22 protein-coding genes are annotated in these 23,540 nt (G+C 68.3%); 18 read left to right on the top strand and 4 right to left on the bottom strand.

What is annotated here, in order from left to right; all coding sequences use genetic code 11:
* The 4 genes from ACWD3I_RS36595 to ACWD3I_RS36580 all read left to right on the top strand — a co-directional run.
* The coding region (locus ACWD3I_RS36595) for a vitamin B12 dependent-methionine synthase activation domain-containing protein (protein ID WP_451084277.1) at positions 1–348 on the top strand (348 nt) is incomplete at its 5' end.
* 150 nt (positions 349–498) lie between these two features.
* Positions 499–1,200 (top strand): HAD family hydrolase, encoded by a 702-nt coding sequence (locus tag ACWD3I_RS36590; protein ID WP_365413422.1) that lies wholly within the window; start codon positions 499–501, stop codon positions 1,198–1,200.
* Between the two features lie 422 nt (positions 1,201–1,622).
* Positions 1,623–3,227, top strand: a complete 1,605-nt coding sequence (locus tag ACWD3I_RS36585; protein ID WP_365413420.1) for an ABC transporter substrate-binding protein — start codon at positions 1,623–1,625, stop codon at positions 3,225–3,227.
* Between the two features lie 68 nt (positions 3,228–3,295).
* Complete coding sequence (locus ACWD3I_RS36580) at positions 3,296–4,876, top strand: ABC transporter substrate-binding protein (protein ID WP_365413418.1); 1,581 nt, start codon at positions 3,296–3,298, stop codon at positions 4,874–4,876.
* Positions 4,877–4,950: 74 nt separating this feature from the next.
* Here the strand turns inward: ACWD3I_RS36580 and ACWD3I_RS36575 are convergent, their stop codons facing one another.
* Positions 4,951–5,622 (bottom strand): response regulator, encoded by a 672-nt coding sequence (locus tag ACWD3I_RS36575; protein WP_046263744.1) that lies wholly within the window; start codon positions 5,620–5,622, stop codon positions 4,951–4,953.
* Positions 5,623–5,636: 14 nt separating this feature from the next.
* Positions 5,637–6,611: a RecB family exonuclease gene (locus ACWD3I_RS36570; protein ID WP_365413415.1), complete on the bottom strand. Its 975-nt coding sequence runs from the start codon at positions 6,609–6,611 to the stop codon at positions 5,637–5,639.
* A gap of 174 nt (positions 6,612–6,785) precedes the next feature.
* On the opposite strand from ACWD3I_RS36570, the gene ACWD3I_RS36565 reads away from it, so the two are divergent.
* The 3 genes from ACWD3I_RS36565 (at position 6,786) to ACWD3I_RS36555 (ending at position 10,120) form a co-directional block, all read left to right on the top strand.
* Positions 6,786–8,378 carry a site-2 protease family protein gene (locus ACWD3I_RS36565; protein WP_365413413.1) on the top strand — a complete coding sequence of 531 codons (1,593 nt, stop codon included), beginning with the start codon at positions 6,786–6,788 and terminating at the stop codon, positions 8,376–8,378.
* Positions 8,379–8,424: 46 nt separating this feature from the next.
* The gene (locus tag ACWD3I_RS36560) at positions 8,425–9,327 is read left to right on the top strand and encodes a tRNA (adenine-N1)-methyltransferase (RefSeq protein WP_266833473.1); all 903 of its coding nucleotides are present in this window, start codon (positions 8,425–8,427) and stop codon (positions 9,325–9,327) included.
* A 214-nt stretch (positions 9,328–9,541) separates the two neighbouring features.
* Positions 9,542–10,120 (top strand): hypothetical protein, encoded by a 579-nt coding sequence (locus ACWD3I_RS36555; RefSeq protein WP_365395687.1) that lies wholly within the window; start codon positions 9,542–9,544, stop codon positions 10,118–10,120.
* A 25-nt stretch (positions 10,121–10,145) separates the two neighbouring features.
* On the opposite strand, the gene ACWD3I_RS36550 is transcribed toward ACWD3I_RS36555, so the two are convergent.
* Positions 10,146–10,451 carry a ferredoxin gene (locus ACWD3I_RS36550; RefSeq protein ID WP_266894705.1) on the bottom strand — a complete coding sequence of 102 codons (306 nt, stop codon included), beginning with the start codon at positions 10,449–10,451 and terminating at the stop codon, positions 10,146–10,148.
* A 434-nt stretch (positions 10,452–10,885) separates the two neighbouring features.
* On the opposite strand from ACWD3I_RS36550, the gene arc reads away from it, so the two are divergent.
* The 6 genes from arc to prcA all read left to right on the top strand — a co-directional run bounded on the left by arc (position 10,886) and on the right by prcA (position 17,047).
* Entirely contained in the window at positions 10,886–12,652 is a 1,767-nt protein-coding gene (gene arc / locus ACWD3I_RS36545) for a proteasome ATPase (RefSeq protein ID WP_365395682.1), read from the top strand.
* 245 nt (positions 12,653–12,897) lie between these two features.
* Positions 12,898–14,409 carry a depupylase/deamidase Dop gene (gene dop, locus ACWD3I_RS36540; protein WP_353963416.1) on the top strand — a complete coding sequence of 504 codons (1,512 nt, stop codon included), beginning with the start codon at positions 12,898–12,900 and terminating at the stop codon, positions 14,407–14,409.
* Positions 14,410–14,597: 188 nt separating this feature from the next.
* Entirely contained in the window at positions 14,598–14,816 is a 219-nt protein-coding gene (locus ACWD3I_RS36535; protein WP_206327399.1) for a ubiquitin-like protein Pup, read from the top strand.
* Between the two features lie 59 nt (positions 14,817–14,875).
* Positions 14,876–15,451, top strand: coding sequence for an endonuclease VII domain-containing protein (locus tag ACWD3I_RS36530; RefSeq protein WP_365395702.1), 576 nt, complete (start codon positions 14,876–14,878; stop codon positions 15,449–15,451).
* On the top strand, positions 15,403–16,248 hold the full coding sequence (prcB, locus tag ACWD3I_RS36525) for a proteasome subunit beta (protein ID WP_365395678.1): 846 nt from the start codon (positions 15,403–15,405) through the stop codon (positions 16,246–16,248). The genes ACWD3I_RS36530 and prcB overlap by 49 nt, the downstream gene beginning before the upstream one ends.
* A 61-nt stretch (positions 16,249–16,309) precedes the next feature.
* Positions 16,310–17,047 carry a proteasome subunit alpha gene (gene prcA / locus ACWD3I_RS36520; protein WP_046261817.1) on the top strand — a complete coding sequence of 246 codons (738 nt, stop codon included), beginning with the start codon at positions 16,310–16,312 and terminating at the stop codon, positions 17,045–17,047.
* A 63-nt stretch (positions 17,048–17,110) separates the two neighbouring features.
* Here prcA and ACWD3I_RS36515 read toward each other — a convergent pair whose 3' ends face one another.
* Positions 17,111–18,127: a LacI family DNA-binding transcriptional regulator gene (locus ACWD3I_RS36515; protein WP_365395675.1), complete on the bottom strand. Its 1,017-nt coding sequence runs from the start codon at positions 18,125–18,127 to the stop codon at positions 17,111–17,113.
* A gap of 119 nt (positions 18,128–18,246) precedes the next feature.
* On the opposite strand from ACWD3I_RS36515, the gene ACWD3I_RS36510 reads away from it, so the two are divergent.
* The 5 genes from ACWD3I_RS36510 (at position 18,247) to ACWD3I_RS36490 (ending at position 23,525) form a co-directional block, all read left to right on the top strand.
* Entirely contained in the window at positions 18,247–19,506 is a 1,260-nt protein-coding gene (locus tag ACWD3I_RS36510) for an MFS transporter (RefSeq protein ID WP_365395672.1), read from the top strand.
* A 9-nt stretch (positions 19,507–19,515) separates the two neighbouring features.
* A complete protein-coding gene (pafA, locus tag ACWD3I_RS36505; protein WP_046261820.1) occupies positions 19,516–20,877 on the top strand; it encodes a Pup--protein ligase in 1,362 nt (453 codons plus the stop codon).
* A gap of 128 nt (positions 20,878–21,005) precedes the next feature.
* A complete protein-coding gene (locus tag ACWD3I_RS36500) occupies positions 21,006–22,010 on the top strand; it encodes an FKBP-type peptidyl-prolyl cis-trans isomerase (RefSeq protein ID WP_365395669.1) in 1,005 nt (334 codons plus the stop codon).
* A gap of 60 nt (positions 22,011–22,070) precedes the next feature.
* Positions 22,071–22,442 (top strand): FKBP-type peptidyl-prolyl cis-trans isomerase, encoded by a 372-nt coding sequence (locus ACWD3I_RS36495; RefSeq protein ID WP_365395666.1) that lies wholly within the window; start codon positions 22,071–22,073, stop codon positions 22,440–22,442.
* Between the two features lie 129 nt (positions 22,443–22,571).
* A complete protein-coding gene (locus tag ACWD3I_RS36490) occupies positions 22,572–23,525 on the top strand; it encodes a helix-turn-helix transcriptional regulator (protein WP_365395664.1) in 954 nt (317 codons plus the stop codon).
* Positions 23,526–23,540: the final 15 nt, after the last annotated feature.

The following is a 23,540-nucleotide window of genomic DNA, read 5'->3' as shown; positions in this document are numbered from 1 at the left end:
TTCGAAGCCAACGCCTACCGCGACTACCTCGAACTGCACGGCCTGTCCGTCCAGTTGGCCGAGGCGCTCGCCGAGTACTGGCACGCGCGCGTGCGTTCGGAACTGGGCTTCGCCGGTGAGGACCCGGGCGACATCGAGGACATGTTCGCCCTGAAGTACCGGGGCGCCCGCTTCTCCCTCGGCTACGGCGCCTGCCCGAACCTCGAGGACCGCGCGAAGATCGCCGACCTGCTCCAGCCCGAACGCATCGGCGTCCAGCTGTCCGAGGAGTTCCAGCTGCACCCCGAGCAGTCCACGGACGCGATCGTGATCCACCACCCCGAGGCGAAGTACTTCAACGCACGCTGAGGCGCCCCTCCACCGTGACTCCGGTGTGCCCCTGGGCACACCGGTTAAACAAGGCATGTCGTCGTACCGCGACGTACACTGGTCGGTCCACCGCAGGCCGGCTCCCTTCGTGGGAGCCGGCCTGATCGTCCCTCAAGGAGGTGCGCCAGGATGACCAGCACGGTCCCCGCGCCAGTAACCCGTACGGCCGAAGGCTCAGCCCTGCAGGCGGTGCTCCTCGACATGGACGGCACCCTCGTCGACACCGAGGGGTTCTGGTGGGACGTCGAGGTCGAGATCTTCGCCGGCCTCGGCCACATCCTCGACGACTCATGGCGCCATGTGGTGGTCGGCGGCCCCATGACCCGCAGCGCGGGGTTCCTGATCGAGGCCACCGGTGCCGACATCACCCTCGCCGAGCTGTCGGTGCTGCTCAACCAGGGGTTCGAGGACCGCATCGGCCGCACCCTGCCGCTGATGCCGGGCGCCGCCCGGCTGCTGGCCGAGCTCGCCGAGTACGAGATCCCCACGGCCCTGGTCTCCGCCTCGCACCGGCGCATCATCGACCGGGTGCTCACCACGCTCGGCCCCCAGAACTTCGCGCTCACGGTGGCGGGGGACGAGGTGGCCCGGACCAAGCCGCACCCCGACCCGTATCTCTTCGCGGCCGCCGGTCTCGGAGCGGATCCGGCCAGATGCGCGGTCGTGGAGGACACCGCGACCGGTATCGCGGCGGCCGAGGCCGCGGGCTGCCATGTCGTGGCCGTGCCTTCGGTCGCCCCCATCGCCCCGGCCGCCCGGCGCACTGTCGTGACCTCGCTAGAGGAGGTGGACCTGGCATTTCTGCGCGGTCTGATGACGGAAATGCGCTGAGCGTTCACCCAGCGTGCGGCACCGTTAGAGGCCGCTTTTCCCGGGCCCGCACGCAAAGGAATTCGCGGCTCGATGGATGGCCGAATTCCGGTACGGGCACAAACCGTTGGTGATGTGACGTTCCCCACGCGACGGGGGATCGACACTCGATGGGCTGTGTGCATCGACGCCCGGTTCGGGCGGCTTGCGCGTGCCCTTGTGTCCCGATTGATGGGACCCTGCACGAATCCTTCCCCTGTCGGGTTTTCAATGCGTCCACACCCGGTTTCGCTGCGTGATGGCAGCTCAACTCCGGTGGCCGCCAACCCTCGTGCAGGTGCGGACTAATCTCGTCGCGAGAACATCGACGAAACCCCCGTGATCCGCCGCACCACCCATGCATGCCGGGTACACGGACTCAACAGCTCTGGAGAAACTCGAGCATGAACCGCAAGACTTTGGTGCTGCCGGCCGTCATCGGTCTGCTCGCGCCGGTCCTCGCCGCGTGCGGTGGGTCCGACGGTGGCAGTGGCGGCGGGGACGGGATCGTCGTCGGCACCACGGACCGGTTCACTGCCTCGCAGGAGGCCCCCGCGCCCCTCGACCCGGCGTACGCCTACGACGTCGGCACCTGGAACATCCTGCGCCAGACCGTGCAGACCCTGATGATCCAGCCGCGCGGCGAGGGCGACCCCGTGCCCGAGGCCGCCGAGAACTGCCGCTTCACCGACACCGGCAACGAGCGCTACGCCTGCACCCTGCGCAAGGACCTGCAGTTCGCGAACGGTGACACCATCACGGCCGAGGACGTCAAGTACTCCATCGACCGCGCCCGTTCCCTCAAGGCCGACAGCGGTGTCTTCGCCCTGCTGTCCACCGTCGACACCGTCGAGACCAAGGGCGACCGCGAGGTGATCTTCCACCTCAAGACGGCCGACGCCACGTTCCCGTACAAGCTGTCGACCCCCGTCGCCGGCATCGTCAACCCCGACGACTACCAGCGCGGCAAGCTGCGCGACGGCTTCGACGTCGACGGCTCCGGCCCGTACACCATGTCGGCCGACGTCAAGAACGACGAACTCGTCGACGCCGTGTTCACCAAGAACCCCCATTACAAGGGGACGCTGAAGGTGAACAACGACAAGGTCGAGCTGCGCTCCTTCGAGGACGCCGACGCCATGGGCACCGCCCTGAACGACGGTGACATCGACGTCATGTCCCGCACCATGTCGCCCGAGCAGATCGAGAAGCTCTCCGCCTCCTCCGACGACGACGTCGACCTCGTCGAGATGCCCGGCCTGGAGATCCGCTACCTGGCCTTCAACACCAACGCCGAGACCGTCAAGACCAAGGCCGTGCGCCAGGCGATGGCCCAGATCGTCAACCGCAGCGAACTCGTCTCCAAGGTCTACGGCTCCGAGGCCGAGCCGCTGTACTCGCTGGTCCCGGCGAGCATCACCGGCCACTCCAACTCGTTCTTCAACAAGTACGGCGACCCGAGCAAGGCCAAGGCCCAGGCGCTGCTGACGAAGGCGAGCATCACCACCCCGGTCAAGCTGACCCTGCACTACACGACCGACCACTACGGCGCCGCCACCAAGAACGAGTTCGAGCAGCTGCAGAAGCAGCTCAACGACAGCGGCCTGTTCGACGTCAGCATCAAGGGAGCACCCTGGGCGACCTTCCGCCCCGCCGAGCAGAAGGGCGAGTACGACGTCTACGGCATGGGCTGGTTCCCCGACTTCCCGGACGCCGACAACTACCTCGCGCCGTTCCTCGACAAGGACAACTTCCTCGGCTCGCCGTACGCCAACAGCGAGATCCGCAACACCCTGATCCCGGAGTCCCGCCGCGAGGCCGACCGGCTGTCCGCCTCCAGCAGTCTGACGGACATCCAGGACATCGTCGCCGACGACGTCCCCGTGCTGCCGCTGTGGCAGGGCAAGCAGTACGTCGCCGCCCGCGACGACGTCACGGGCACCGCCTATGTCCTCAACTCCTCCTCGACCCTTCAGCTGTGGGAGCTCAGCCGCGGCGTGAGCGGCTGATCCGTCCCCTGCCCGGGCCGCGGACGACGGCCCCGGGATTCGCCAACCGACGACAAGGGCATCCGCAAGTGAACATGCGTAACCAGTGGCCGGTCCTGCCGATGATGGCGGGACTGGCCTCCGGCCTGTTGACCGGCTGCGGTACGGAGAACGGGGGCTCGGGGAGCGACGGCTCCAACGTGGTGATGGGGATGTCGGACGACGTCCTGGCCACCGACCCCGCGTCCGGCTACGACCCCGGATCCTGGCTGTTGTTCAACAACGTCTTCCAGTCGCTGCTGAGCTTCCCCAAGGGCGGCACGGAGCCCGAGCCCGAGGCCGCGGAGAGCTGCGAGTTCAGCGACACCGAGACCAAGGTCTACACGTGCACGCTCAAGGACGGCCTGCAGTTCAGCAACGGTGACTCGCTCACCTCGGAGGACGTCAAGTTCTCCTTCGACCGCCTGCTGAAGATCAACGACGATGCCGGTCCCGCCATCATGTTCCCCATGCTCGAAAAGGTCGAGACGCCGGACGAGGAGACGGTCGTCTTCAAGCTGAACACGCCCGACGCCACCTTCCCGAGCAAGATCGCCTCCGGCGCCGGCTCCATCGTCGACCACCAGCAGTACGACGCAGACGGGCTGCGCAAGGACGGCGAGGCGGTCGGCTCCGGCCCCTACAAGCTGGACTCGTTCGGCGACGACGAAGCCGTTTTCTCCGTCAACGAGAACTACAAGGGCACCGCCGACGTACAGAACTCCGGCGTCACCCTGAAGTTCTTCCACGGCGACCAGGACGAGCTCAAGCAGTCCCTGATCGACAACAAGATCGACATCGCCTACCGAGGCCTCAGCGCCGGCGACATCGCCGACATCGAGGCCGCCGGTACCGACGCGGGCGTCGAGATCGTCGACGGCACCAGCGCCGAGGTCCAGCACCTGGTCTTCAACATGAACGACCCGGTCGCCGGACAGCTCGGAGTGCGCAAGGCCATCGCCTACCTGCTCGACCGCGACGCCCTCATGACCGAGGTCTACCAGGGCACCGCCACCTCGCTGTACTCGATCATCCCGGCCGGTATCGCGGGCCACAACACGGCCTTCTTCGACACCTACGGCGCCAACCCGTCCAAGACCAAGGCCGCCGCGGCCCTGGACGCCGACGGCATCACCGGCAAGGTCAAGCTGACCCTCTGGTCGACCCCCACCCGCTACGGCCCGGCCACCGACCAGGAGCTCAAGGCGATCGCCGGACAGCTCAACAAGAGCGGCCTGTTCGACGCCGACGTCAAGTCCGTCGACTTCGAGCAGTACGAGAAGGACATCGCCGACGGCAAGTACGGCGTCTACGTGAAGGGCTGGGTGCCCGACTACCCGGACCCCGACAACTTCACGGCCCCCTTCTTCGGCAAGGGCAACGTGCTGGACAACAACTACGACAACAACACGATCACCGGCACCCTCATCCCGCGCACGGCCGCCCAGAGCGACCGCGCCGCGACCGACAACGACTACGGCCGCCTCCAGGACCTGGTCGCCGAAGAGCTCCCGGTCATCCCGCTCTGGCAGGCCAAGCAGTACGCGGTCGTCCGCGATGACGTCTACGGCCTGGAGTACTGCCTGGACGCCTCGACGGTCTTCCGCTTCTGGGAGATCAGCAAGGGCTGAGGCCGGACATCCGGACACGACGAAGGGCGCCTCTTCTCACGAAGGGGCGCCCTCGGCCGTCGTACGACGTGCTCCTACTGCGCGCCGGGGCGCACCAGACCGCTCTCGTACGCGTACACCGCCGCCTGCACCCGGTCGCGCAGCCCCAGCTTGGTGAGGACGTGACCCACATGCGTCTTCACGGTGGTCTCGCTCACGAACAGGTCCGCGGCGATCTCGGCGTTGGACAGCCCGCGCGCCACCAGCTTCAGCACCTCGACCTCACGGTCGGTGAGCGTGTGCAAGGTGTCCGGGACGGGGTCGTCGCCCGAGGGCAGATGAGTGGCGTACTTGTCGAGCAACCGGCGCGTGATGCTCGGCGCGAGCATCGCCTCACCGGCGGCGACCACACGGATCGCCTGCACGAGCTCGTTGGCCGGGGCGTCCTTGAGCAGGAAGCCGCTGGCCCCCGCCCGCAACGCCTCCACCACGTACTCGTCGAGATCGAAAGTGGTCAGTACCAACACCTTCGCCGGGCCGTCCCGCCCGGGGCCGGTGATCTGCCGGGTTGCCTCCACACCGTCCATCCGCGGCATGCGGATGTCCATCAGGACCACGTCGGGCTGCAAGGCCCGCACCTGGTCGAGCGCCTGGAGCCCGTCGCCGGCCTCGCCGACCACAGCGATGTCCTGCTCGGCTTCCAGGATCATCCGGAAGCCGGTGCGCAGCAGCGGCTGGTCGTCGACCAGTAGGACGCGGATGGCCACGTGAGTCTCCTTCGCTAGTCCGGCCCCATTCTGCCCTGCTGGTCGTCGCCGGACTCGGCCGCCCTCACCGCCAGGGGATACGGCGGTGGAGTGCCGCCGAACTCCGGGCAGTGGGCCTGGTGGTCGCACCAGCCGCACAGCTTGGTCGGGCGAGGGCGCCAGTCGCCCGTCTCCGTCGCCAGCCGGATCGCCTCCCACAGCGCGAGCAGCTTGCGCTCGACACGCTCCAGGTCGGCGAGGACCGGGTCGTACGTCAGGACGTCACCGCTGCCGAGGTAGACGAGCTGGAGACGGCGCGGGATCACGTTCTTCAGCCGCCAGACCACCAGGGCGTAGAACTTCATCTGGAACAGGGCGCCCTCGGCGTACTCCGGCCTGGGCGCCTTGCCGGTCTTGTAGTCGACGATGCGGACATCCCCCGTCGGCGCCACATCCACCCGGTCGATGATCCCGCGCAGCTTCAGCCCCGAGTCCAGCACGGCCTCCACGAACAGCTCGCGCTCGGCGGGCTCCAGCCGGGTCGGGTCCTCCAGGCCGAACCACCGCTCGACGAGTTGCTCGGCCTCACCCAGCCACCGCGCCAGCCGCTCGCCCTCCGGATCGTCCGCGAACAGCTCCACGACCTCCGGCCGGGTCTCCCGCAGCCGGTCCCACTGACCCGGGATGAGCGACTTGGCCCGCGGCGGCGTCCGCTCCGCCGCCGGGGCGTCGAAGAGCCGCTCGAGGACCGCGTGCACCAAAGTGCCCCGCGTCGCCGCCTCGCTGGGCTTCTCCGGCAGCCGGTCGATCACCCGGAACCGGTACAGCAGCGGGCACTGCATGAAGTCACTGGCACGCGAGGGCGACAGGGACGCGGGCGCTATGGCGACACGTGCCTCGGCGACGGCCGCCGTCTCCTGCGTCGTCGCCTGCTCGTCCGGTACCGGCGGATCCACTTCCGCGATCCCGCCGCCGGGGGTCTCGGCCGCACCCTCTGTGCTCGTCTCCATGACCCCAGACCTTACGGCCCGCCACTGACAGTGACCCAGTCGCGGCCGAGCCCCCTGCGACAACAGAGAAAACAGAGGGGGTGCCGGGGCGGAACGCGTGACGACCGCCGCATACCATCGTCCCGAGACCCTTCCGCCGGCAGGCGCGGAAGACGCTTCGAACGAGGGGACACCGTGGACGAGAGCGGCGGGAGCGGGCAGCCGCGGTCCGGCAACGACGAGCCGGCCCAGCACCACGCAGGCCCTGCGGCCCCGACTGCCGACCCCGAACACCCCGACGTGGACGCCCCTGCGCAGGGCGCCGACGCCGCTGCCGCCGTCCGCTCCGAGGAAGACTCCGCGGACGCGTCGAAGCACGACAGCGAGACCGCGGAGAAGACTGCCGCGACGACTCCTGCCTCAGGCGAGGACACCAAGCAAGACACGGAGGAGCGGCCCCCCGCCGACGCCACCCCGTCTCAGCACACCCCGGAGCACCCCGCCGCCGACGGATCCGGCACGGAACCAGCACCCGAGGACCGCCCCGCCCCTCCCACGGACGCCCCGCACACCCACCCCGACCGCACCCTCGCCCACTCCGGCACGGCCAAGAGCCGCCCGCCCCGCCGCCAGAAAGACCCCGGCGGCGGGCTCCTCATGGGACGCCCCTTCGGCGTGCCCGTGTACGTCGCGCCCAGCTGGTTCCTCGTCGCGGCCCTCATCACCTGGGTGTTCGGCGGCCAGCTGGACCGCGTCCTGCCCGAACTCGGGGCCGCCCGCTACCTCGTGTCGCTCTTCTTCGCGGTCGCCTTCTACGCCTCCGTGCTCGTGCACGAACTCGCCCACACCGTCGCCGCCCTGCGCTTCAAGCTGCCCGTACGCCGCATCCAGCTCCAGTTCTTCGGCGGTGTCTCCGAGATCGAGAAGGAAGCCGAGACCCCGGGCCGGGAGTTCGTACTGGCCTTCGTCGGCCCACTCCTCTCCCTCGTCCTCGCCGGCCTCTTCTACCTCGCCATGCAGCCCGTGGAACCCGGCACCGTCCCCGGCGTCCTGCTGGCCGGCCTGATGATCTCCAACCTCATCGTGGCCGCCTTCAACCTCCTGCCCGGCCTGCCCCTCGACGGCGGCCGCATGCTCCGCGCGGTCGTCTGGAAGATCACCGGCAAACCCATGAGCGGCACCATCGCCGCCGCCTGGGTCGGCCGCGCCCTCGCCGTCTCCGTCCTCATCGGCCTCCCCCTGCTCACCCAGTCCGGGGCACTCGGCTCCAACGCCGAGGACAACGTCGGCATGGACACCGTGATGGACGCCCTGCTCGCCGCCATCCTCGCCGCGATCATCTGGACCGGCGCCGGCAACAGCCTCCGCATGGCCCGCCTGCGCGAACACCTCCCCGACCTACGCGCCCGCAGCCTCACCCGCCGCGCCGTCCCGGTCGAGACCGACACCCCGCTGTCGGAGGCCCTGCGCCGCGCCAACGAAGCCGGCGCCCGCGCCCTGGTCGTCGTCGACGCCGACGGCGAACCCCTCTCCCTCGTCCGCGAGGCCGCCATCGTCGGCGTCCCCGAACACCGCCGCCCCTGGGTCGCCGTCAGCGGCCTCGCGCAGGACCTCACCGACGGCATGCGCGTCTCCGTCGAACTCGCCGGCGAGGACCTCCTGGACACCCTGCGCGCCACCCCCGCCACCGAGTACCTGGTGGTGGAGGAGACCGGAGAGATCTACGGCGTCCTGTCCGCCGCCGACGTCGAGCGCGCCTTCGTCAAGGCCATGGCCCGCCCCAACTGAACCCCACGTGGTCGGCGCCCTCCACAAACCCCGGTAGTCTGTTCACATGTCCGAACCGACCGGTGCCGCCCGCAGGCGCGGGCCCTTCAAGGTCGGGGACCAGGTTCAGCTGACCGACCCCAAGGGCCGCCACTACACGTTCACGCTCGAGGCCGGGAAGAACTTCCACACCCACAAGGGTTCCTTCCCGCACGACGAACTGATCGGCGCTCCCGAGGGCAGCGTTGTCCGCACCACCGGGAACGTCGCCTACCTCGCGCTGCGCCCCCTGCTCCCCGACTATGTCCTGTCCATGCCCCGCGGCGCCGCCGTGGTCTACCCCAAGGACGCGGGGCAGATCCTCGCCTTCGCCGACATCTTCCCCGGCGCACGCGTCGTCGAAGCCGGCGTCGGCTCCGGCTCGCTCAGCAGCTTCCTGCTGCGCGCCATCGGCGACCAGGGCATGCTGCACAGCTACGAGCGCCGCGAGGACTTCGCGGAGATCGCCCAGCAGAACGTGGAGCGCTACTTCGGCGGCCCGCACCCCGCCTGGCAGCTCACCGTCGGAGACCTCCAGGACAACCTGTCCGACACCGACGTCGACCGCGTCATCCTCGACATGCTCGCCCCCTGGGAATGCCTGGAGGCCGTCTCCAAGGCGCTGGTCCCCGGCGGCATCCTCTGCTGCTACGTCGCGACCACCACCCAGCTCGCCCGGACCGTCGAATCCATCCGCGAGATCGGCAGCTTCAACGAGCCGACCTCCTGGGAGACGATGATCCGCAACTGGCATGTCGAAGGCCTGGCAGTCCGCCCGGACCACCGGATGATCGGCCACACCGGGTTCCTGCTCACCGCCCGCCGCCTCGCGGACGGCGTCGAGCCGCCCATGCGCCGCCGCCGCCCCGCCAAGGGCGCCTACGGCGAGGACTACACCGGTCCGAACGCCGACGGAGGCTCCGGCCGCTGAGGTGGCCCCGTGCCGCGTACAACGCAACCGCGCTGTGGCCGAGTTCCCGACAGTCGTCGAGGAACTCGGCCACAGCGCCTTTTCCTTGACACCGCACCAGAAAACGCAAGGCCGCGAGCCGACAAGCACCGACCCCGCCGTTCCGCCGCGCTGTGACGTGTGGCACCATGCTGGCCACCCCCACCGGCACCAGCCCTCTCGGGAGTCACCCTCAGTGCAGCAATCCGCGGTCCCGGAACTCGCTCACACCCACACCCGCCCCATCCACTGGGTCGCCACCGCCACAGCAGTCGCCGGCGTCATAGCGCTCTCCTCGGTACTCCAGCCGAATCCGGCCACCGCCGCCCAGGCCGCCGGCCCCCAGTCACACAGCGCCCCCACCGCCGTCACCGCCCCCGACCCCACCGAAGTCGACTTCCCGATCGAATGCGGCCCGGTCAAGGCACTGGTGGTGAAGAAGGCCTCCGGCGACCTCGACGGCGACGGCAGGCCCGAGACCGTGGCGGTCGTCCACTGCGACGCCCCCATGGGCACCCCACCCGACGGCGTCTACGTGCTCACCCAGGCCACCGACGCCAAGACCCCCCGCGTCGTGGCGACCCTCGTGGACCCCAAGGACCGCGTCACCGTCAAGACCCTCACGGTCTCCGACGCAACGGTCGCCGCCGACATGGTCGGCTACTCCTCGGACTCCGTACCCAGTTGCTGCCCCGACGTGAACACGAGCGCCAAGTGGCAGTGGAAGGACGGCGCGTTCGTCCGCTCCACACCCGCAGGCGCCCACAGCGTCTAAGTACGCGCGCAGGGCACCCGACGACTCAATCCGCCTCGGGCCCGTAGACCTCGACCAGATCCGACACCCGGCGCACATGGATGCACTCGCCGGGACACTCCTTGGCCGAGTCAACCACGTCCGTCAGCAACGTCAGCGGTACCGGCGTCGTCGCGCCCTTGTCCTGCAGCAGCTCGTCGCCCGTGCCCTTCACATAGGCCAGGCCGTCGATGTCCAGCTCGAACACCTCGGGCGCGTACTGCGCACAGATGCCGTCGCCGGTACAGAGATCCTGATCGATCCAGACCTCGAGAGCCTCACCGTCGGCCACGGCTTCCTGCTGCACGCTCATGTCTCCTGCCCCGTCGGGTGCTGAACACCCACGACCCTACCCCCGGCCACCCCCGCCCGACGGTCCCTCGGAGGGCGCCCCGGACAGTGACACGTCCCGCCCGTCCGTACACGCTCCGTCAACGAACTCAAGACGCGATCGAGTCGAACCGGAGCCCCGGTGGAGTGGGCCGCGGGCGTCCGAGCCGCTGCTCCGCGGGCCCCCGACCGGCGACGCTGTGGGCAACTCGGGCCCACCGTGGAAGATTTCGAGCACTCCGACCTTGGAACAGTCCGCTTCTGAAGCACGTTCACTGGGTATCCACACGGCGTAGAGGGATGGCGCAGGGTGACCGACGACACACCTTGACACTCATTGTGATCTAGGGGTTTCAATCGACACCCACCCAGGTAGGGTCTGGAAGCGTCCAGCTCCCCTTGGAGGAGGTGAGGACCGTGGCAGCCCACGACGACGACATGAACCGCGGCATCCGCCCGGGACGAGGGTCCGACGACCCGGCCGGGCAGATTGCCTACCTTGAGCAGGAGATCGCCGTCCTGCGACGCAAGCTCGCCGACTCTCCGCGGCACACGAGAATTCTCGAAGAGCGGATCGTCGAACTGCAGACCAATCTGGCCGGCGTGTCCGCCCAGAACGAGCGACTTGCCAACACGCTCCGCGAGGCCCGCGACCAGATCGTGGCCCTCAAGGAGGAAGTCGACCGGCTCGCACAGCCCCCGGCCGGCTTCGGTGTCTTCCTGCAGGCCAACGAGGACGGCACCGCAGACATCTTCACCGGAGGACGCAAACTCCGGGTGAACGTCAGCCCCAGCGTCGAGCTCGAAGAACTCCGGCGCGGCCAGGAACTGATGCTCAACGAAGCACTCAACGTGGTCGAGGCCATGGAGTTCGAGAGCGTCGGCGACATCGTCACCCTCAAGGAGATCCTCGAGGACGGCGAACGCGCACTGGTGCAGGGGCACACCGACGAGGAAAGGGTGGTGCGGCTCGCCGAGCCGCTGCTGGACGTAGTCATCCGTCCCGGCGACGCCCTGCTCCTCGAACCCCGTTCCGGATATGTCTACGAAGTCGTACCGAAGAGCGAGGTCGAGGAACTCGTCCTCGAAGAGGTCCCGGACATCGGCTACGAGCAGATCGGCGGTCTGGGCGGCCAGATCGAGGCGATCCGCGACGCGGTCGAGCTCCCGTACCTCTACCCCGACCTGTTCAAGGAGCACGAACTGCGGCCGCCCAAGGGCGTCCTGCTGTACGGGCCCCCCGGATGCGGCAAGACACTCATCGCCAAGGCCGTCGCCAACTCGCTCGCCAAGAAGGTCGCCGAGGTGACCGGACAGGCCACCGGCAAGAGCTTCTTCCTCAACATCAAGGGCCCCGAACTCCTCAACAAGTACGTCGGCGAGACCGAGCGGCAGATCCGCCTCGTCTTCCAGCGTGCACGTGAGAAGGCCTCCGAGGGCACACCCGTCATCGTCTTCTTCGACGAGATGGAATCCCTCTTCCGCACCCGCGGCTCCGGTGTCAGCTCGGACGTGGAGAACACCATCGTCCCGCAGCTGCTCGCCGAGATCGACGGCGTGGAAGGCCTGCAGAACGTGGTCGTGATCGGCGCCTCCAACCGCGAGGACATGATCGACCCCGCCATCCTGCGCCCCGGCCGCCTGGACGTGAAGATCAAGATCGAGCGTCCCGACGCCGAGGCCGCCAAGGACATCTTCGGCAAGTACCTGACCGAGCGCCTCCCGCTGCACTCCGACGACGTCGGTGAGCACGGCGGCAGCAAGACCACCACGGTCCAGAGCATGATCCAGACCGCCGTGGAACACATGTACGCCGAGTCCGAGGAGAACCGCTTCCTGGAAGTCACCTACGCCAACGGCGACAAGGAAGTCCTCTACTTCAAGGACTTCAACTCCGGCGCCATGATCGAGAACATCGTGGGCCGCGCCAAGAAGATGGCGATCAAGGACTTCCTCGACCACAACGCCAAGGGCCTTCGCGTCTCCCACCTCCTCCAGGCCTGCGTGGACGAGTTCAAGGAGAACGAGGACCTGCCGAACACCACCAACCCGGACGACTGGGCCCGGATCTCCGGAAAGAAGGGCGAACGGATCGTCTACATCCGTACCCTCATCACCGGGAAGCAGGGTGCCGACACCGGACGCTCCATCGACACGGTGGCCAACACCGGGCAGTACCTGTAAAAGCGGGGCGGCTGCGGGTGCCCTCACCGGGTACCCGCAGCCGACTGTTTTTCAGGCAACTAACCGGAACAAGAGGCGTGCAAGGCAATGACGCAAATGATCTCCCCACCAGCGCAAAGCCGTTCTAGGCTCTTCGGTACCGCCGAGTCGCGCAGTGCGGGGACGGGCACCGCACACGCACCGGAGCGCCAGCGGTACTTGAGCGCCGCCCCCGACCGAGGGCGCCGCCGGGCAAGGAGGGCCGCATGACTGTACGGCGAGTAATGGGCATCGAGACGGAGTACGGGATCTCCGTCCCCGGCCACCCCAACGCCAATGCCATGCTCACCTCGTCCCAGATCGTCAACGCCTACGCGGCGGCGATGCACCGGGCCCGGCGGGCCCGCTGGGACTTCGAGGAGGAGAACCCGCTGCGGGACGCGCGGGGCTTCGACCTCGCCCGCGAATCCGCCGACTCCAGCCAGCTCACCGACGAGGACATCGGCCTCGCCAACGTCATCCTCACCAACGGCGCACGCCTGTACGTCGACCACGCACACCCCGAGTACAGCGCCCCCGAGGTCACCAACCCACGCGACGCCGTCCTCTGGGACAAAGCCGGCGAGCGCATCATGGCGGAAGCCGCCGAACGCGCGGCACAGCTCCCCGGTGCCCAGCCGATCCACCTCTACAAGAACAACACCGACAACAAGGGTGCCTCCTACGGCACGCACGAGAACTACCTGATGAAGCGGGAGACCCCCTTCTCGGACATCGTGCGCCACCTCACGCCCTTCTTCGTCTCCCGCCAGGTCTTCGCCGGAGCGGGCCGCGTCGGCATCGGCCAGGACGGCCACGAACACGGCTTCCAGATCAGCCAGCGCGCCGACTACTTCGAGGTCGAGGTCGGCCTCGAGACCACCCTCAAGCGCCCCATCATCAACACCCGCGACGAGCCGCACGCGGACGCCGAGAAGTACCGCCGCCTCCACGTGATCATCGGCGACGCGAACCTCTCGGAGATCTCCACCTACCTCAAGCTCGGCACCACGGCCCTGGTGCTGTCCATGATCGAGGACGGCTTCATCGCCGTCGACCTGGCGGTGGACCAGCCCGTACGTACCCTCCACCAGGTCTCCCACGACCCGACGCTCCAGCGCCTGGTCACCCTTCGCAGCGGCCGCACACTTACCGCGGTCCAGCTGCAGATGGAGTACTTCGAGCTGTCGCGCAAGTACGTGGAGGAGCGCTTCGGCGCGGACGCGGACGAGCAGACCAAGGACGTCCTGGCCCGCTGGGAGGACACTCTCAACCGGCTCGAGAACGACCCCATGAGCCTCGCCGGCGAGCTGGACTGGGTCGCCAAGCGCGAGCTCATGGAGGGCTACCGGCGCCGCGACGACCTCGACTGGGACGCCGCCAAGCTCCACCTCCTCGACCTCCAGTACGCAGACGTACGGGCCGAGAAGGGCCTCTACAACCGTCTCGCCGCGCGCGGCAGGATCAAGCGTCTCCTGGACGAGTCCGACGTCGAGCGGGCCCGTACGAAGCCGCCGGAGGACACGCGCGCGTACTTCCGGGGTCGTTGCCTCGAGCAGTACGCGGACGACGTCGCCGCGGCCTCCTGGGACTCGGTGATCTTCGATCTGCCGGGGCGGGACTCTCTGCAGCGCGTTCCAACCCTGGAACCGCTTCGCGGAACGCGTAATCACGTCAAGGAGCTCCTGGACCGCTGTCGCACGGCGGAAGACCTGGTCAGGGTCCTCTCGGGCGGCTGAGCGGGTACCCGGAACGAGACCTCCGGACAGGGTGGAAATCCCGACGTCCGGGAATCATCGAGGTGGCCCCCGTACGTTGAGGAAACTGCGGGGCCGATGTCAGACCGGGCTTGTAGGGTCTGATCATCACCGATCGGCGGATAGCCGACCTGGCGACCATGTCGGGCGAAACGAGCGGGGTGAGGGTTATGTCAACCAAGGACACCGGCGGCGGCCAGCAGAAGGCCACACGTTCCACCGAGGAAGTCGAGGAGGCGGCGCCGGAAGCGGCAGCCACCGAGGACCTCAAGGAGCGGCACGAGAAGCTGAGCGATGACGTGGACTCGGTTCTGGACGAAATCGACGACGTCCTAGAAGAGAATGCCGAGGACTTCGTGCGGTCATTCGTTCAGAAGGGTGGCCAGTAAGCCGCTTTTCCCTTCGATTCGAAGGTGGACGGGGTGGAGTGGTGGTCGTCGATTCGGAGATGAAGCGCTGTGTGCGGTGTGGTGAGCCCAAGCCGCGCGCAGCCTTCGCGCCCAAGCGCACAAACCTCGACGGCTTGCAGCACCGTTGTCGTGAGTGTGCTGCTGAGTCCGATCGGAAGCGGCAGCAGGTCATGGGGAGGACGGTCCCGGCTTCCGGGGCCGTCTCGGAGGGCTACAAGCACTGTCAGGGGTGCGGGTTGAGCAAGCCGCACTCGGATTGGCATCGAAAAGCCTCGGCCACGGACGGGTTTGCGTCGCGCTGCAAGGCGTGCCGGGCTGAGCGTGGGCGGCAAGATCACCTGAAACGTCGGTACGGCATGACCGAAGCCGAGTATGACGAGCTGGTCGCCTCTCAAAAGGGGCTCTGTGTCATCTGCCTAAAGGCTCCGGCCGTTCATGTGGATCACTGCCACAAGACGGGTAGGGTCCGTGGCGTACTGTGCTTCAACTGCAATTCCGGCCTCGGCCTGTTGAGGGACGACCCCGAAGCGATGAGCCGAGCTGCCGATTACCTGGAAGGAAACGCGTGGAAGCCAACACTCGTAGCACCGGGCGTCTACCAGCTGCCTTCCTGACGCCTGGGTCCGCCTCCTTCATGGACTTCCTGTCCGCGCATCAGCCGGAGATGCTGCCGGGTAACCGCCAACTGCCGCCGACTCAGGGCGTGATCGAGGCGCCGCACGGCACCACGATCGTCGGCGTGACCTTCCCGGGCGGGGTGGTGCTCGCCGGTGACCGGCGGGCCACGATGGGCAATGTCATCGCGCAGCGGGACATCGAGAAGGTGTTCCCGGCGGACGAGTACTCGGCCGTCGGCATCGCCGGTACCGCTGGTCTGGCCGTGGAGATGGTGAAGCTGTTCCAGCTGGAGCTGGAGCACTTCGAGAAGGTCGAGGGGGCGCAGCTCTCGCTGGAGGGCAAGGCGAACCGGCTGTCGACCATGATCCGTTCCAACCTCGGCATGGCCATGCAGGGCCTGGCCGTGGTGCCGCTGTTCGCCGGGTTCGACGTGGACCGTGGCAAGGGCCGTATCTTCTCCTACGACGTCACCGGTGGCCGTTCCGAGGAGCACAACTTCGCCGCCACCGGCTCGGGCTCGATCTTCGCCCGGGGTGCGATGAAGAAGTTCTTCCATGACGGTCTGTCCGAGGCCGAGGCCACCATGCTGGTGGTGCAGGCCTTGTATGACGCGGCTGACGACGACTCGGCGACCGGTGGTCCCGATGTCGCCCGCCGGATCTATCCGATCGTCACCGTGATCACCGAGGACGGCTTCCGCCGGCTCACGGACGATGAGTCCTCCGAGATCGCCCGCTCGATCCTGGAGCGGCGTCTGGAGCAGCCTGACGGTCCGCGGGCCGCGCTGCTGTAGCGGCGGATCCGGTGCTTGCAAGGTGATCGCAGTGACTTCGACAGAAAGGGACGGATAACCGGTGTCGACGCCGTTCTATGTCTCCCCCCAGCAGGCGATGGCCGACCGGGCGGAATACGCCCGCAAGGGCATCGCCCGCGGTCGCAGCCTGGTCGTGCTGCAGTATGCCGACGGCATTGTCTTCGTCGGTGAGAATCCGTCCCGTGCGCTGCACAAGTTCAGCGAGATCTATGACCGGATCGGCTTCGCGGCCGCCGGTAAGTACAACGAGTACGAGAATCTGCGGATCGGTGGTGTGCGCTACGCGGATCTGCGTGGGTACACCTATGACCGTGATGACGTGACCGCCCGTGGTCTGGCCAATGTCTATGCCCAGACGCTGGGCACGATCTTCTCCAGTGCGGCCGAGAAGCCGTACGAGGTGGAGCTGGTCGTCGCCGAGGTGGGTGAGACGCCCGAGGGTGATCAGATCTATCGGCTGCCGCATGACGGTTCGATCGTGGACGAGCACGGCTCGGTCGCGGTGGGTGGCAATGCCGAGCAGATCAGTGGCTATCTCGATCAGCGTCATCAGGACGGCATGAGCCTCGCCGAGGCCCTGAAGCTGGCCGTCCAGGCCTTGTCCCGGGACACCAACGGCACGGAGCGGGAGATCCCCGCCGAGCGTCTGGAGGTCGCGGTGCTGGACCGTACGCGTCCGCAGCAGCGTAAGTTCAAGCGCATCGTGGGCCGTCAGCTCGACCGGCTTCTCGAGGCGGGTGGCGCGGCCACCGAGGCGGAGAGCTCCGAGGAGGAGTAGTCCCGCGTCTCACCTCGCCCTTGTGTGTGCCCCGGCCGTCGACTCGGCCGGGGCACAGGGCGTTCAGGGGGTGGCGGGGGGTGCCGTGGAGCCTCGTACGACCAACTCGACGGGGATGTCCCCTGCGTCGGGCGTATGGCCCTCCAGGACCGCCAGCAGGGCGCGCATGCCGTGCTCGCCGAACAGTTCGGCGTCGAGTCGTACGGTGGTCAGTTCCGGGTCGAGGGCGGCGGCGAGGGCGATGTCGTCCACACCCGTGACGGAGACGTCGTCGGGGATGCGCAGGCCTCGTCGGCGCAGGGCTTTGTAGGCGCCGGCCGCCAGTTTGTCGTCGTCGCAGACCACGGCGGTGGGGTGGGGGCCGGGTGTGTGGAGTGCTGTCTCCGTGGCTGTCAGGGCGCCTTCGATGGACATGGGGGTGTGTGCTGTGTGCAGTGAGGTGCCCGGCACTGTCGCGAGGCGTGCGGCGAGCTCGCGGGCGCGTACCTCGAAGGTCCAGGAGGGGATGTCGGCGGCCAGGTGCAGGAAGCGTCGGTGGCCCAGGTTCAGCAGGTGGTCGGCGACCTGGCGGGTGCCGTCGGCGATGTCGAGGTTCACGGTGGCCGCGCCCAGGCTGCCGTGGGGGTCGCTGTCGAGCATCACGAGGGGCAGTTGGTCGCCGCGGATGGCGGTGAGGGCGTCGGCGGCCATGGAGGAGGCGAGGACGCCGTCCAGGGCGGCCTGGGCGGAGGCGAAGGGGTCTCTGGCGGGGCCGACGCCTTCGGGGGAGGGGTACAGGACGACGCCGAAGCCGTGTGCGGCGGCGATGCGTGCGGCCCCGGTGTAGACGCCGGCGAAGAATTCCGTGGTCAGGGCGGGGACGACGAGCAGGACTGTGCGGGTGCGGCCGAGGCGGAGGTTGCGGGCGGCGAGGTTGGGCCGGTAGCCGAGTTCGCGGGCGGCTCGGCGTACGCGTTCCGCCGTGGCTTCGGAGACGCGGCCTCGCCACTTGTCGCCGAGCACCAGGGAGACGGCGGCCTGGGAGACGCCGACGGCTTGGGCGACGTCGCGGCTGGTGGGGCGTGCGCTGCCTCGTGCCACCGGCTGCCTGCTCTTTCATCTGGACTCGTCAACAGCGCACATGGTACGTATGACGGAGGACGTTATACGTAAAACCTCATGCGTCACCGGCGCACGTCACGGCACGGGAAGGGCGGGACATGGCCGCGGGATACCTGGAGATCCTCAGAGCGAGGCACGCCACGCGGTTGCTGGTCGGCACCCTCGTGGGCCGGCTGCCGAACGCGACCGCCGCCATCGCGATCGTGCTGTTCGTGCGCGCGGAGGGCGGCTCGTACAGCCTCGCCGGAGCGCTCGCGGCGGTCTACGGTGTCGCCAACGCCGTCGGTCAGCCCGTGCTGGGCCGGCTGGTGGATCTGCACGGCCAGCCCCGCGTCCAGCTGCCCGCGGCGATCGCCTCCGCCCTCGCGATGGCCGCCTTCGCCTTCACCGGCCCCGACACGCTCGCGGCCGCCTATGTCGCCGTGGCTGTCGCCGGGCTCTTCACCCCGCCGTTGGAGGGCGGACTGCGGGCGCTGTGGCCGAGCGTTCTGCGCAAGGAGGGCCAGGTGCACACGGCGTACGCGATGGACGCCGTGGCGCAGGAAGTCATGTTCACCCTCGGGCCGTTGCTGGTGACGGTGTGCACGTCGCTGTGGTCGGCCCGGGCCGCCCTGCTGGTACTGAACGTCATCGGGGTGCTGGGCGCGCTCTCCGTGGTCGTCTCGCGGCCGTCGCGCGCGTGGCGCTCGGCACCGCGCGAGGCGCACTGGCTCGGCGCGTTGCGCTCGCCCGGACTGCTGGCGCTGCTGGGTGCGTTCCTGTTCGTCGGCATCGCGCTGGGGTCCATCACGGTCGCCTCGGTGCCGTACGCCGACGACCACGGCGGCGACGTGGTGTACGGCTGGCTGATGGCGGCGATCGGTCTGGGCGCCCTCATCGGCGGCACCGTGTACGGCGCGCGGCAGTGGACCGGCGAGCCGGCGCGTCGACTGCGGGTGCTGGTGGCCCTGCTGGCGGTGTGTTACCTGCCGCTGCTGCTGATGCCCGGCGCGGTCGCCATGGTGCTGCTCACCGTGGTCGCCGGGGTGTTCCTCGCGCCCGCCATCGCCTGCGCCTTCGTGCTGGTCGACCAGCACGCGCCGCGGGGCACGGTCACCGAGGCTTTCTCCTGGCTTGTGACGACGTTCACCGTGGGTGCCTCGGTCGGAACGGGCGTCGCGGGGCCGGTCGTAGAGGCCGGAGGGGCCGTGTGGGGGTTCGCCGTACCGGGTGTCGCGGGGGGTGTCTCCCTGCTTGTTCTGCTGGCCACCGGACGGGTCCTCGCAGCTCCCGGTGGGCGGGGGGTGGTTGCGGCTTCATCGGAAAATGATCCAAACCGTGCCGTCGAACCCCGTTTCAGCACAGGGGATCGGGCGTAATGTTCAGTCATGGACCGCCGCATTTTCGGGCTGGAGAACGAGTACGGCGTCACGTGTACGTTCAGGGGACAGCGACGCCTGTCTCCCGACGAGGTGGCGCGGTACCTCTTCCGCCGTGTCGTGTCATGGGGCCGCAGCAGCAATGTCTTTCTGCGAAACGGCGCCCGCCTCTATCTCGATGTCGGGTCACATCCGGAATACGCGACTCCCGAATGTGACAACGTGACGGAACTGGTCACGCACGACAAAGCAGGCGAGCGCATTCTCGAAGGACTCCTGGTGGACGCCGAACGACGCCTGCACGAGGAAGGAATCGCGGGCGACGTCTACCTCTTCAAGAACAACACCGACTCGGCGGGCAACTCCTACGGGTGCCACGAGAACTATCTCGTCGCCCGCCACGGGGAGTTCTCCCGGCTCGCGGACATCCTCATTCCCTTCCTTGTCACCCGCCAGCTGCTCTGTGGCGCGGGCAAGGTTCTGCAGACCCCGCGTGGTGCCGTGTACTGCGTCAGCCAGCGGGCCGAACACATCTGGGAGGGCGTCTCCTCGGCGACGACGCGTTCCCGGCCGATCATCAACACACGCGACGAACCGCACGCCGACGCCGAGCGCTACCGCCGCCTGCATGTGATCGTGGGCGACTCGAACATGTCCGAGACGACCATGCTCCTCAAGGTCGGCGCGACCGACCTCGTGCTGCGCATGATCGAGGCGGGCACCGTGATGCGCGACCTGACGCTGGAGAACCCGATCCGGGCGATCCGCGAGGTCAGCCATGACATCACCGGCCGGCGCAAGGTGCGTCTGGCCAGTGGCCGGGAGGCCTCCGCGCTGGAGGTGCAGCGCGAGTACTACGAGAAGGCCGTGGACTTCGTGGAGCGCCGCGGCATCCGCACCGGAACGGTCGAGCAGGTCCTGGAACTGTGGGGCCGGGTGCTCGACTCGATCGAGGCCGAGGACCTCGACCGGATCGGCACCGAGATCGACTGGGTCATGAAGTACAAGCTCATCGAGCGGTACCGGGCCAAGCACAACATGACCATGTCCCACCCGCGGGTCGCGCAGATAGACCTCGCGTATCACGACATTCACCGTCGTCGTGGTCTCTACTACCTTCTGGAGAGGAAGGGGCAAGCCGCCCGTATCTGCAATGACTTGAAGATCTTCGAGGGCAAGTCGGTGCCCCCGCAGACCACTCGGGCCCGTCTTCGCGGTGACTTCATCCGCCGGGCTCAGGAACAGCGCCGGGACTTCACCGTCGACTGGGTCCATCTCAAGCTCAACGACCAGGCCCAGCGCACGGTGTTGTGCAAGGACCCGTTCCGTTCGGTCGACGATCGGGTGGAGAAGCTGATCGCCGGTATGTGAGCAATGCGTTCCGGATCGCCTTCCGGAACGCCACACGGGCGCCGTACGTTATCCGTACGGCGCCCTTCTCACGCCGTAGAGTTGCGCGCACGCCATCCACAAGATCGACCGATTACGAGGCTCTTACCGTGCGCCGACGCTCACTACTGATTGCCGTACCCGCAGGAATGGCCACGCTCGCCGCGTGCAGCGACGACGACGGGGCAAGTTCGGCGGAGAGCAGCGACAGCGCGTCGCCCTCCGCCTCGGCCACGTCCGGCGCGCCGGCCCCGAAGATCGTGGACGGTCCGCTGCCGGCGATCACCGCGGGCGCGAAGTTCGGTGAGAAGCCCACCGTCGCCAAGGGCAGCGGTGACCCGTCCGATCAGCTCGCGGTGAAGACGGTCATCGCGGGCAACGGCCGGACGGCCGCGGAGGGCGACTTCCTCGTGGCGAACTACCTCGGCCAGATCTGGGACACGGCCAAGGTCTTCGACAACTCCTTCGACCGAGGCGCCGCGCTCGCCATCCAGCTCGCGCAGGCCAGTGTCATCGACGGCTGGCGGTACGCCCTCACGGGCAGGAAGGTCGGCAGCCGCGTCGAGTTCTCCGTCCCGCCCACCTGGGGCTATGGCAAGGAGGGCTACGCGGAGGGTGGCATCAAGGGCACCGACACGCTGGTGTTCGTGGTGGACATGAAGGGCGTGTACCCGGTCACGAGCTCCGCCAAGGGCACCAACGTGGCGCAGGACAACGTGGATCTGCCCAAGGTGGGGACGAACACCGACGGCAAGGCGCCCTCCGTCGAGATCCCCAAGAAGGACGCGCCGACCAAGCTCGTGTCGACCTACGTCATCGAGGGCGACGGCGAGGAGGCGGCCGCCGACAGCAGCCTGCTCGTGCAGTACAAGGGCGTGCTGTGGGACTCCGGCAAGGAGTTCGACTCGACGTACGCCAGGAAGACCCTGACGTCGTTCTCGCTGGACGGGGTCGTCAAGGGCTGGAAGCAGGGTCTGACCGGCAAGAAGGTCGGCAGCCGCGTCCTCATCGTCATCCCGCCGGCCCTGGGCTACGGCGACAACCCGCCGAGCGGCAGCGGCATCGAGAAGGACTCGACGCTGGTCTTCACGGTCGACATCCTGGCGAAGCTCTGACCCCCTCGGGGTGTAAAACTGTGTGCGTTGCCTTTCCGAAGACAAGCAGGAGCTAGAGACGTGAGCATCGAGAAGCCCGAGATCGACTTCCCTGAGGGCGAAGCCCCGGCGGACCTCGAGATCAAGGACATCTGGGAGGGCGACGGCGAGGTCGCGAAGTCCGGTCAGAACGTGACCGTGCACTACGTGGGTGTCGCCTTCAGCACCGGCGAGGAGTTCGACGCCAGCTGGAACCGCGGTACGCCGTTCAAGTTCCCGCTCGGTGGCGGCCGTGTCATCAAGGGCTGGGACCAGGGTGTGCAGGGCATGAAGGTCGGCGGCCGTCGTCAGCTGACCATCCCCGCGCGCCTCGCCTACGGCAACCAGAGCCCGACTCCGGCCATCAAGCCCGGTGAGACGCTGATCTTCGTCGTCGACCTGCTCGGCGTCTGATCGTCGTACGATCGTTGTTGATCACCTGGGGTCCATGCCTGTCCGGGCATGGGCCCTCGGCTTTTGCCGCGCCACCGCGGGGCGGTACGGTCATCGTCCGTAAGCACCATAGGGAGGCGAAGGGCGTCGATGGCCATTGCCAAGGCCGAGCGGCTGATGAACCTGGCGCTGTGCCTGCTGGGGACGCGCAGGCCGCTGAGCAAGCGTGAGCTGCGCCAGTCCATCGAGGCCTATCTGGAAGCGAACTCGGACGACAGCTTCAACCGGATGTTCGAGCGCGACAAGGACGATCTGCGCGAACTCGGGCTCGTCATCGAGACCGTGGAGAACCTCGACGGCGAGGTCGGTTACCTCGCCCGCCGCGACAGCAACCGGCTGCCACCCGTGACCCTCGACGCCGAGGAGGCCGCCGCCCTCGGTCTCGCCGCCAAGGTGTGGCAGCAGGCGCGGCTCGCGGGCGCGGCCAGTGGCGCCCTGCAGAAGCTGCGCGCGGCCGGGCTGCCCGAGGACTTCGACCCGTACGAGGCGCATGGCGCCCTCGAGCCGCGGATCCCCGTGCACGAGGCCGCGTTCGAGCCGCTGATGCTGGCCTGCCGCGACCGCCGTCCGGTCGTCTTCGAGTACCGCAAGGCCACCGCAGCGCACCCCGAGACCCGGCATGTCGAGCCGTGGGCGCTGGAGTGCTGGCGCGGCCACTGGTATCTGGCGGGCTGGGACCGCGACCGGGGCGCCGAGCGGGTCTTCAGGCTGTCCCGGATCACGGCCAAGGTGCGTTCGCGCGGCGCCCGTTTCACCGCCGAGGTGCCCGACGTGGTGACCGTCCGCGAGACCGTCGCGAGCTGGGCGGGGGAGAGCGCCGACCGCAGCGCGCTGATCCGGCTGCGCACGGGCGCCGGCTACCCGCTGCGGGCGAAGGCCACCGCGGTGCGGGAACTGGGCGACGGGTGGGACGAGTTGGAGATTCCGTACGGCCATGGACTGGACGCCTGGCTGGTGGAGTTCGGACCGGACGTGGTCGTCCTGGAACCCGCCGAACTGCGGGCCGATGTGGTGGACCGGCTGCGTGCCGTGGCCAAGGGCTGAGGGGGAGCGAGCAAC

The organism is Streptomyces sp. NPDC002817 (assembly GCF_053592055.1).
Note: the sequence above shows the minus strand (reverse complement) of the source record. Positions and strands in the feature narration are given on the sequence as shown.

Bases quoted from the DNA above. Each gene is read 5' to 3' on its own strand.
- ACWD3I_RS36590 (WP_365413422.1), top strand. From the start codon at position 499: ATGACCAGCACGGTCCCCGCGCCAGTAACCCGTACGGCCGAAGGCTCA.
- ACWD3I_RS36585 (WP_365413420.1), top strand. From the start codon at position 1,623: ATGAACCGCAAGACTTTGGTGCTGCCGGCCGTCATCGGTCTGCTCGCG.
- ACWD3I_RS36570 (WP_365413415.1), bottom strand. From the start codon at position 6,611: ATGGAGACGAGCACAGAGGGTGCGGCCGAGACCCCCGGCGGCGGGATC.
- ACWD3I_RS36560 (WP_266833473.1), top strand. From the start codon at position 8,425: ATGTCCGAACCGACCGGTGCCGCCCGCAGGCGCGGGCCCTTCAAGGTC.
- ACWD3I_RS36550 (WP_266894705.1), bottom strand. From the start codon at position 10,451: ATGAGCGTGCAGCAGGAAGCCGTGGCCGACGGTGAGGCTCTCGAGGTC.
- dop (WP_353963416.1), top strand. From the start codon at position 12,898: ATGACTGTACGGCGAGTAATGGGCATCGAGACGGAGTACGGGATCTCC.
- ACWD3I_RS36535 (WP_206327399.1), top strand. From the start codon at position 14,598: ATGTCAACCAAGGACACCGGCGGCGGCCAGCAGAAGGCCACACGTTCC.
- ACWD3I_RS36530 (WP_365395702.1), top strand. From the start codon at position 14,876: ATGAAGCGCTGTGTGCGGTGTGGTGAGCCCAAGCCGCGCGCAGCCTTC.
- ACWD3I_RS36510 (WP_365395672.1), top strand. From the start codon at position 18,247: ATGGCCGCGGGATACCTGGAGATCCTCAGAGCGAGGCACGCCACGCGG.
- pafA (WP_046261820.1), top strand. From the start codon at position 19,516: ATGGACCGCCGCATTTTCGGGCTGGAGAACGAGTACGGCGTCACGTGT.
- ACWD3I_RS36490 (WP_365395664.1), top strand. From the start codon at position 22,572: ATGGCCATTGCCAAGGCCGAGCGGCTGATGAACCTGGCGCTGTGCCTG.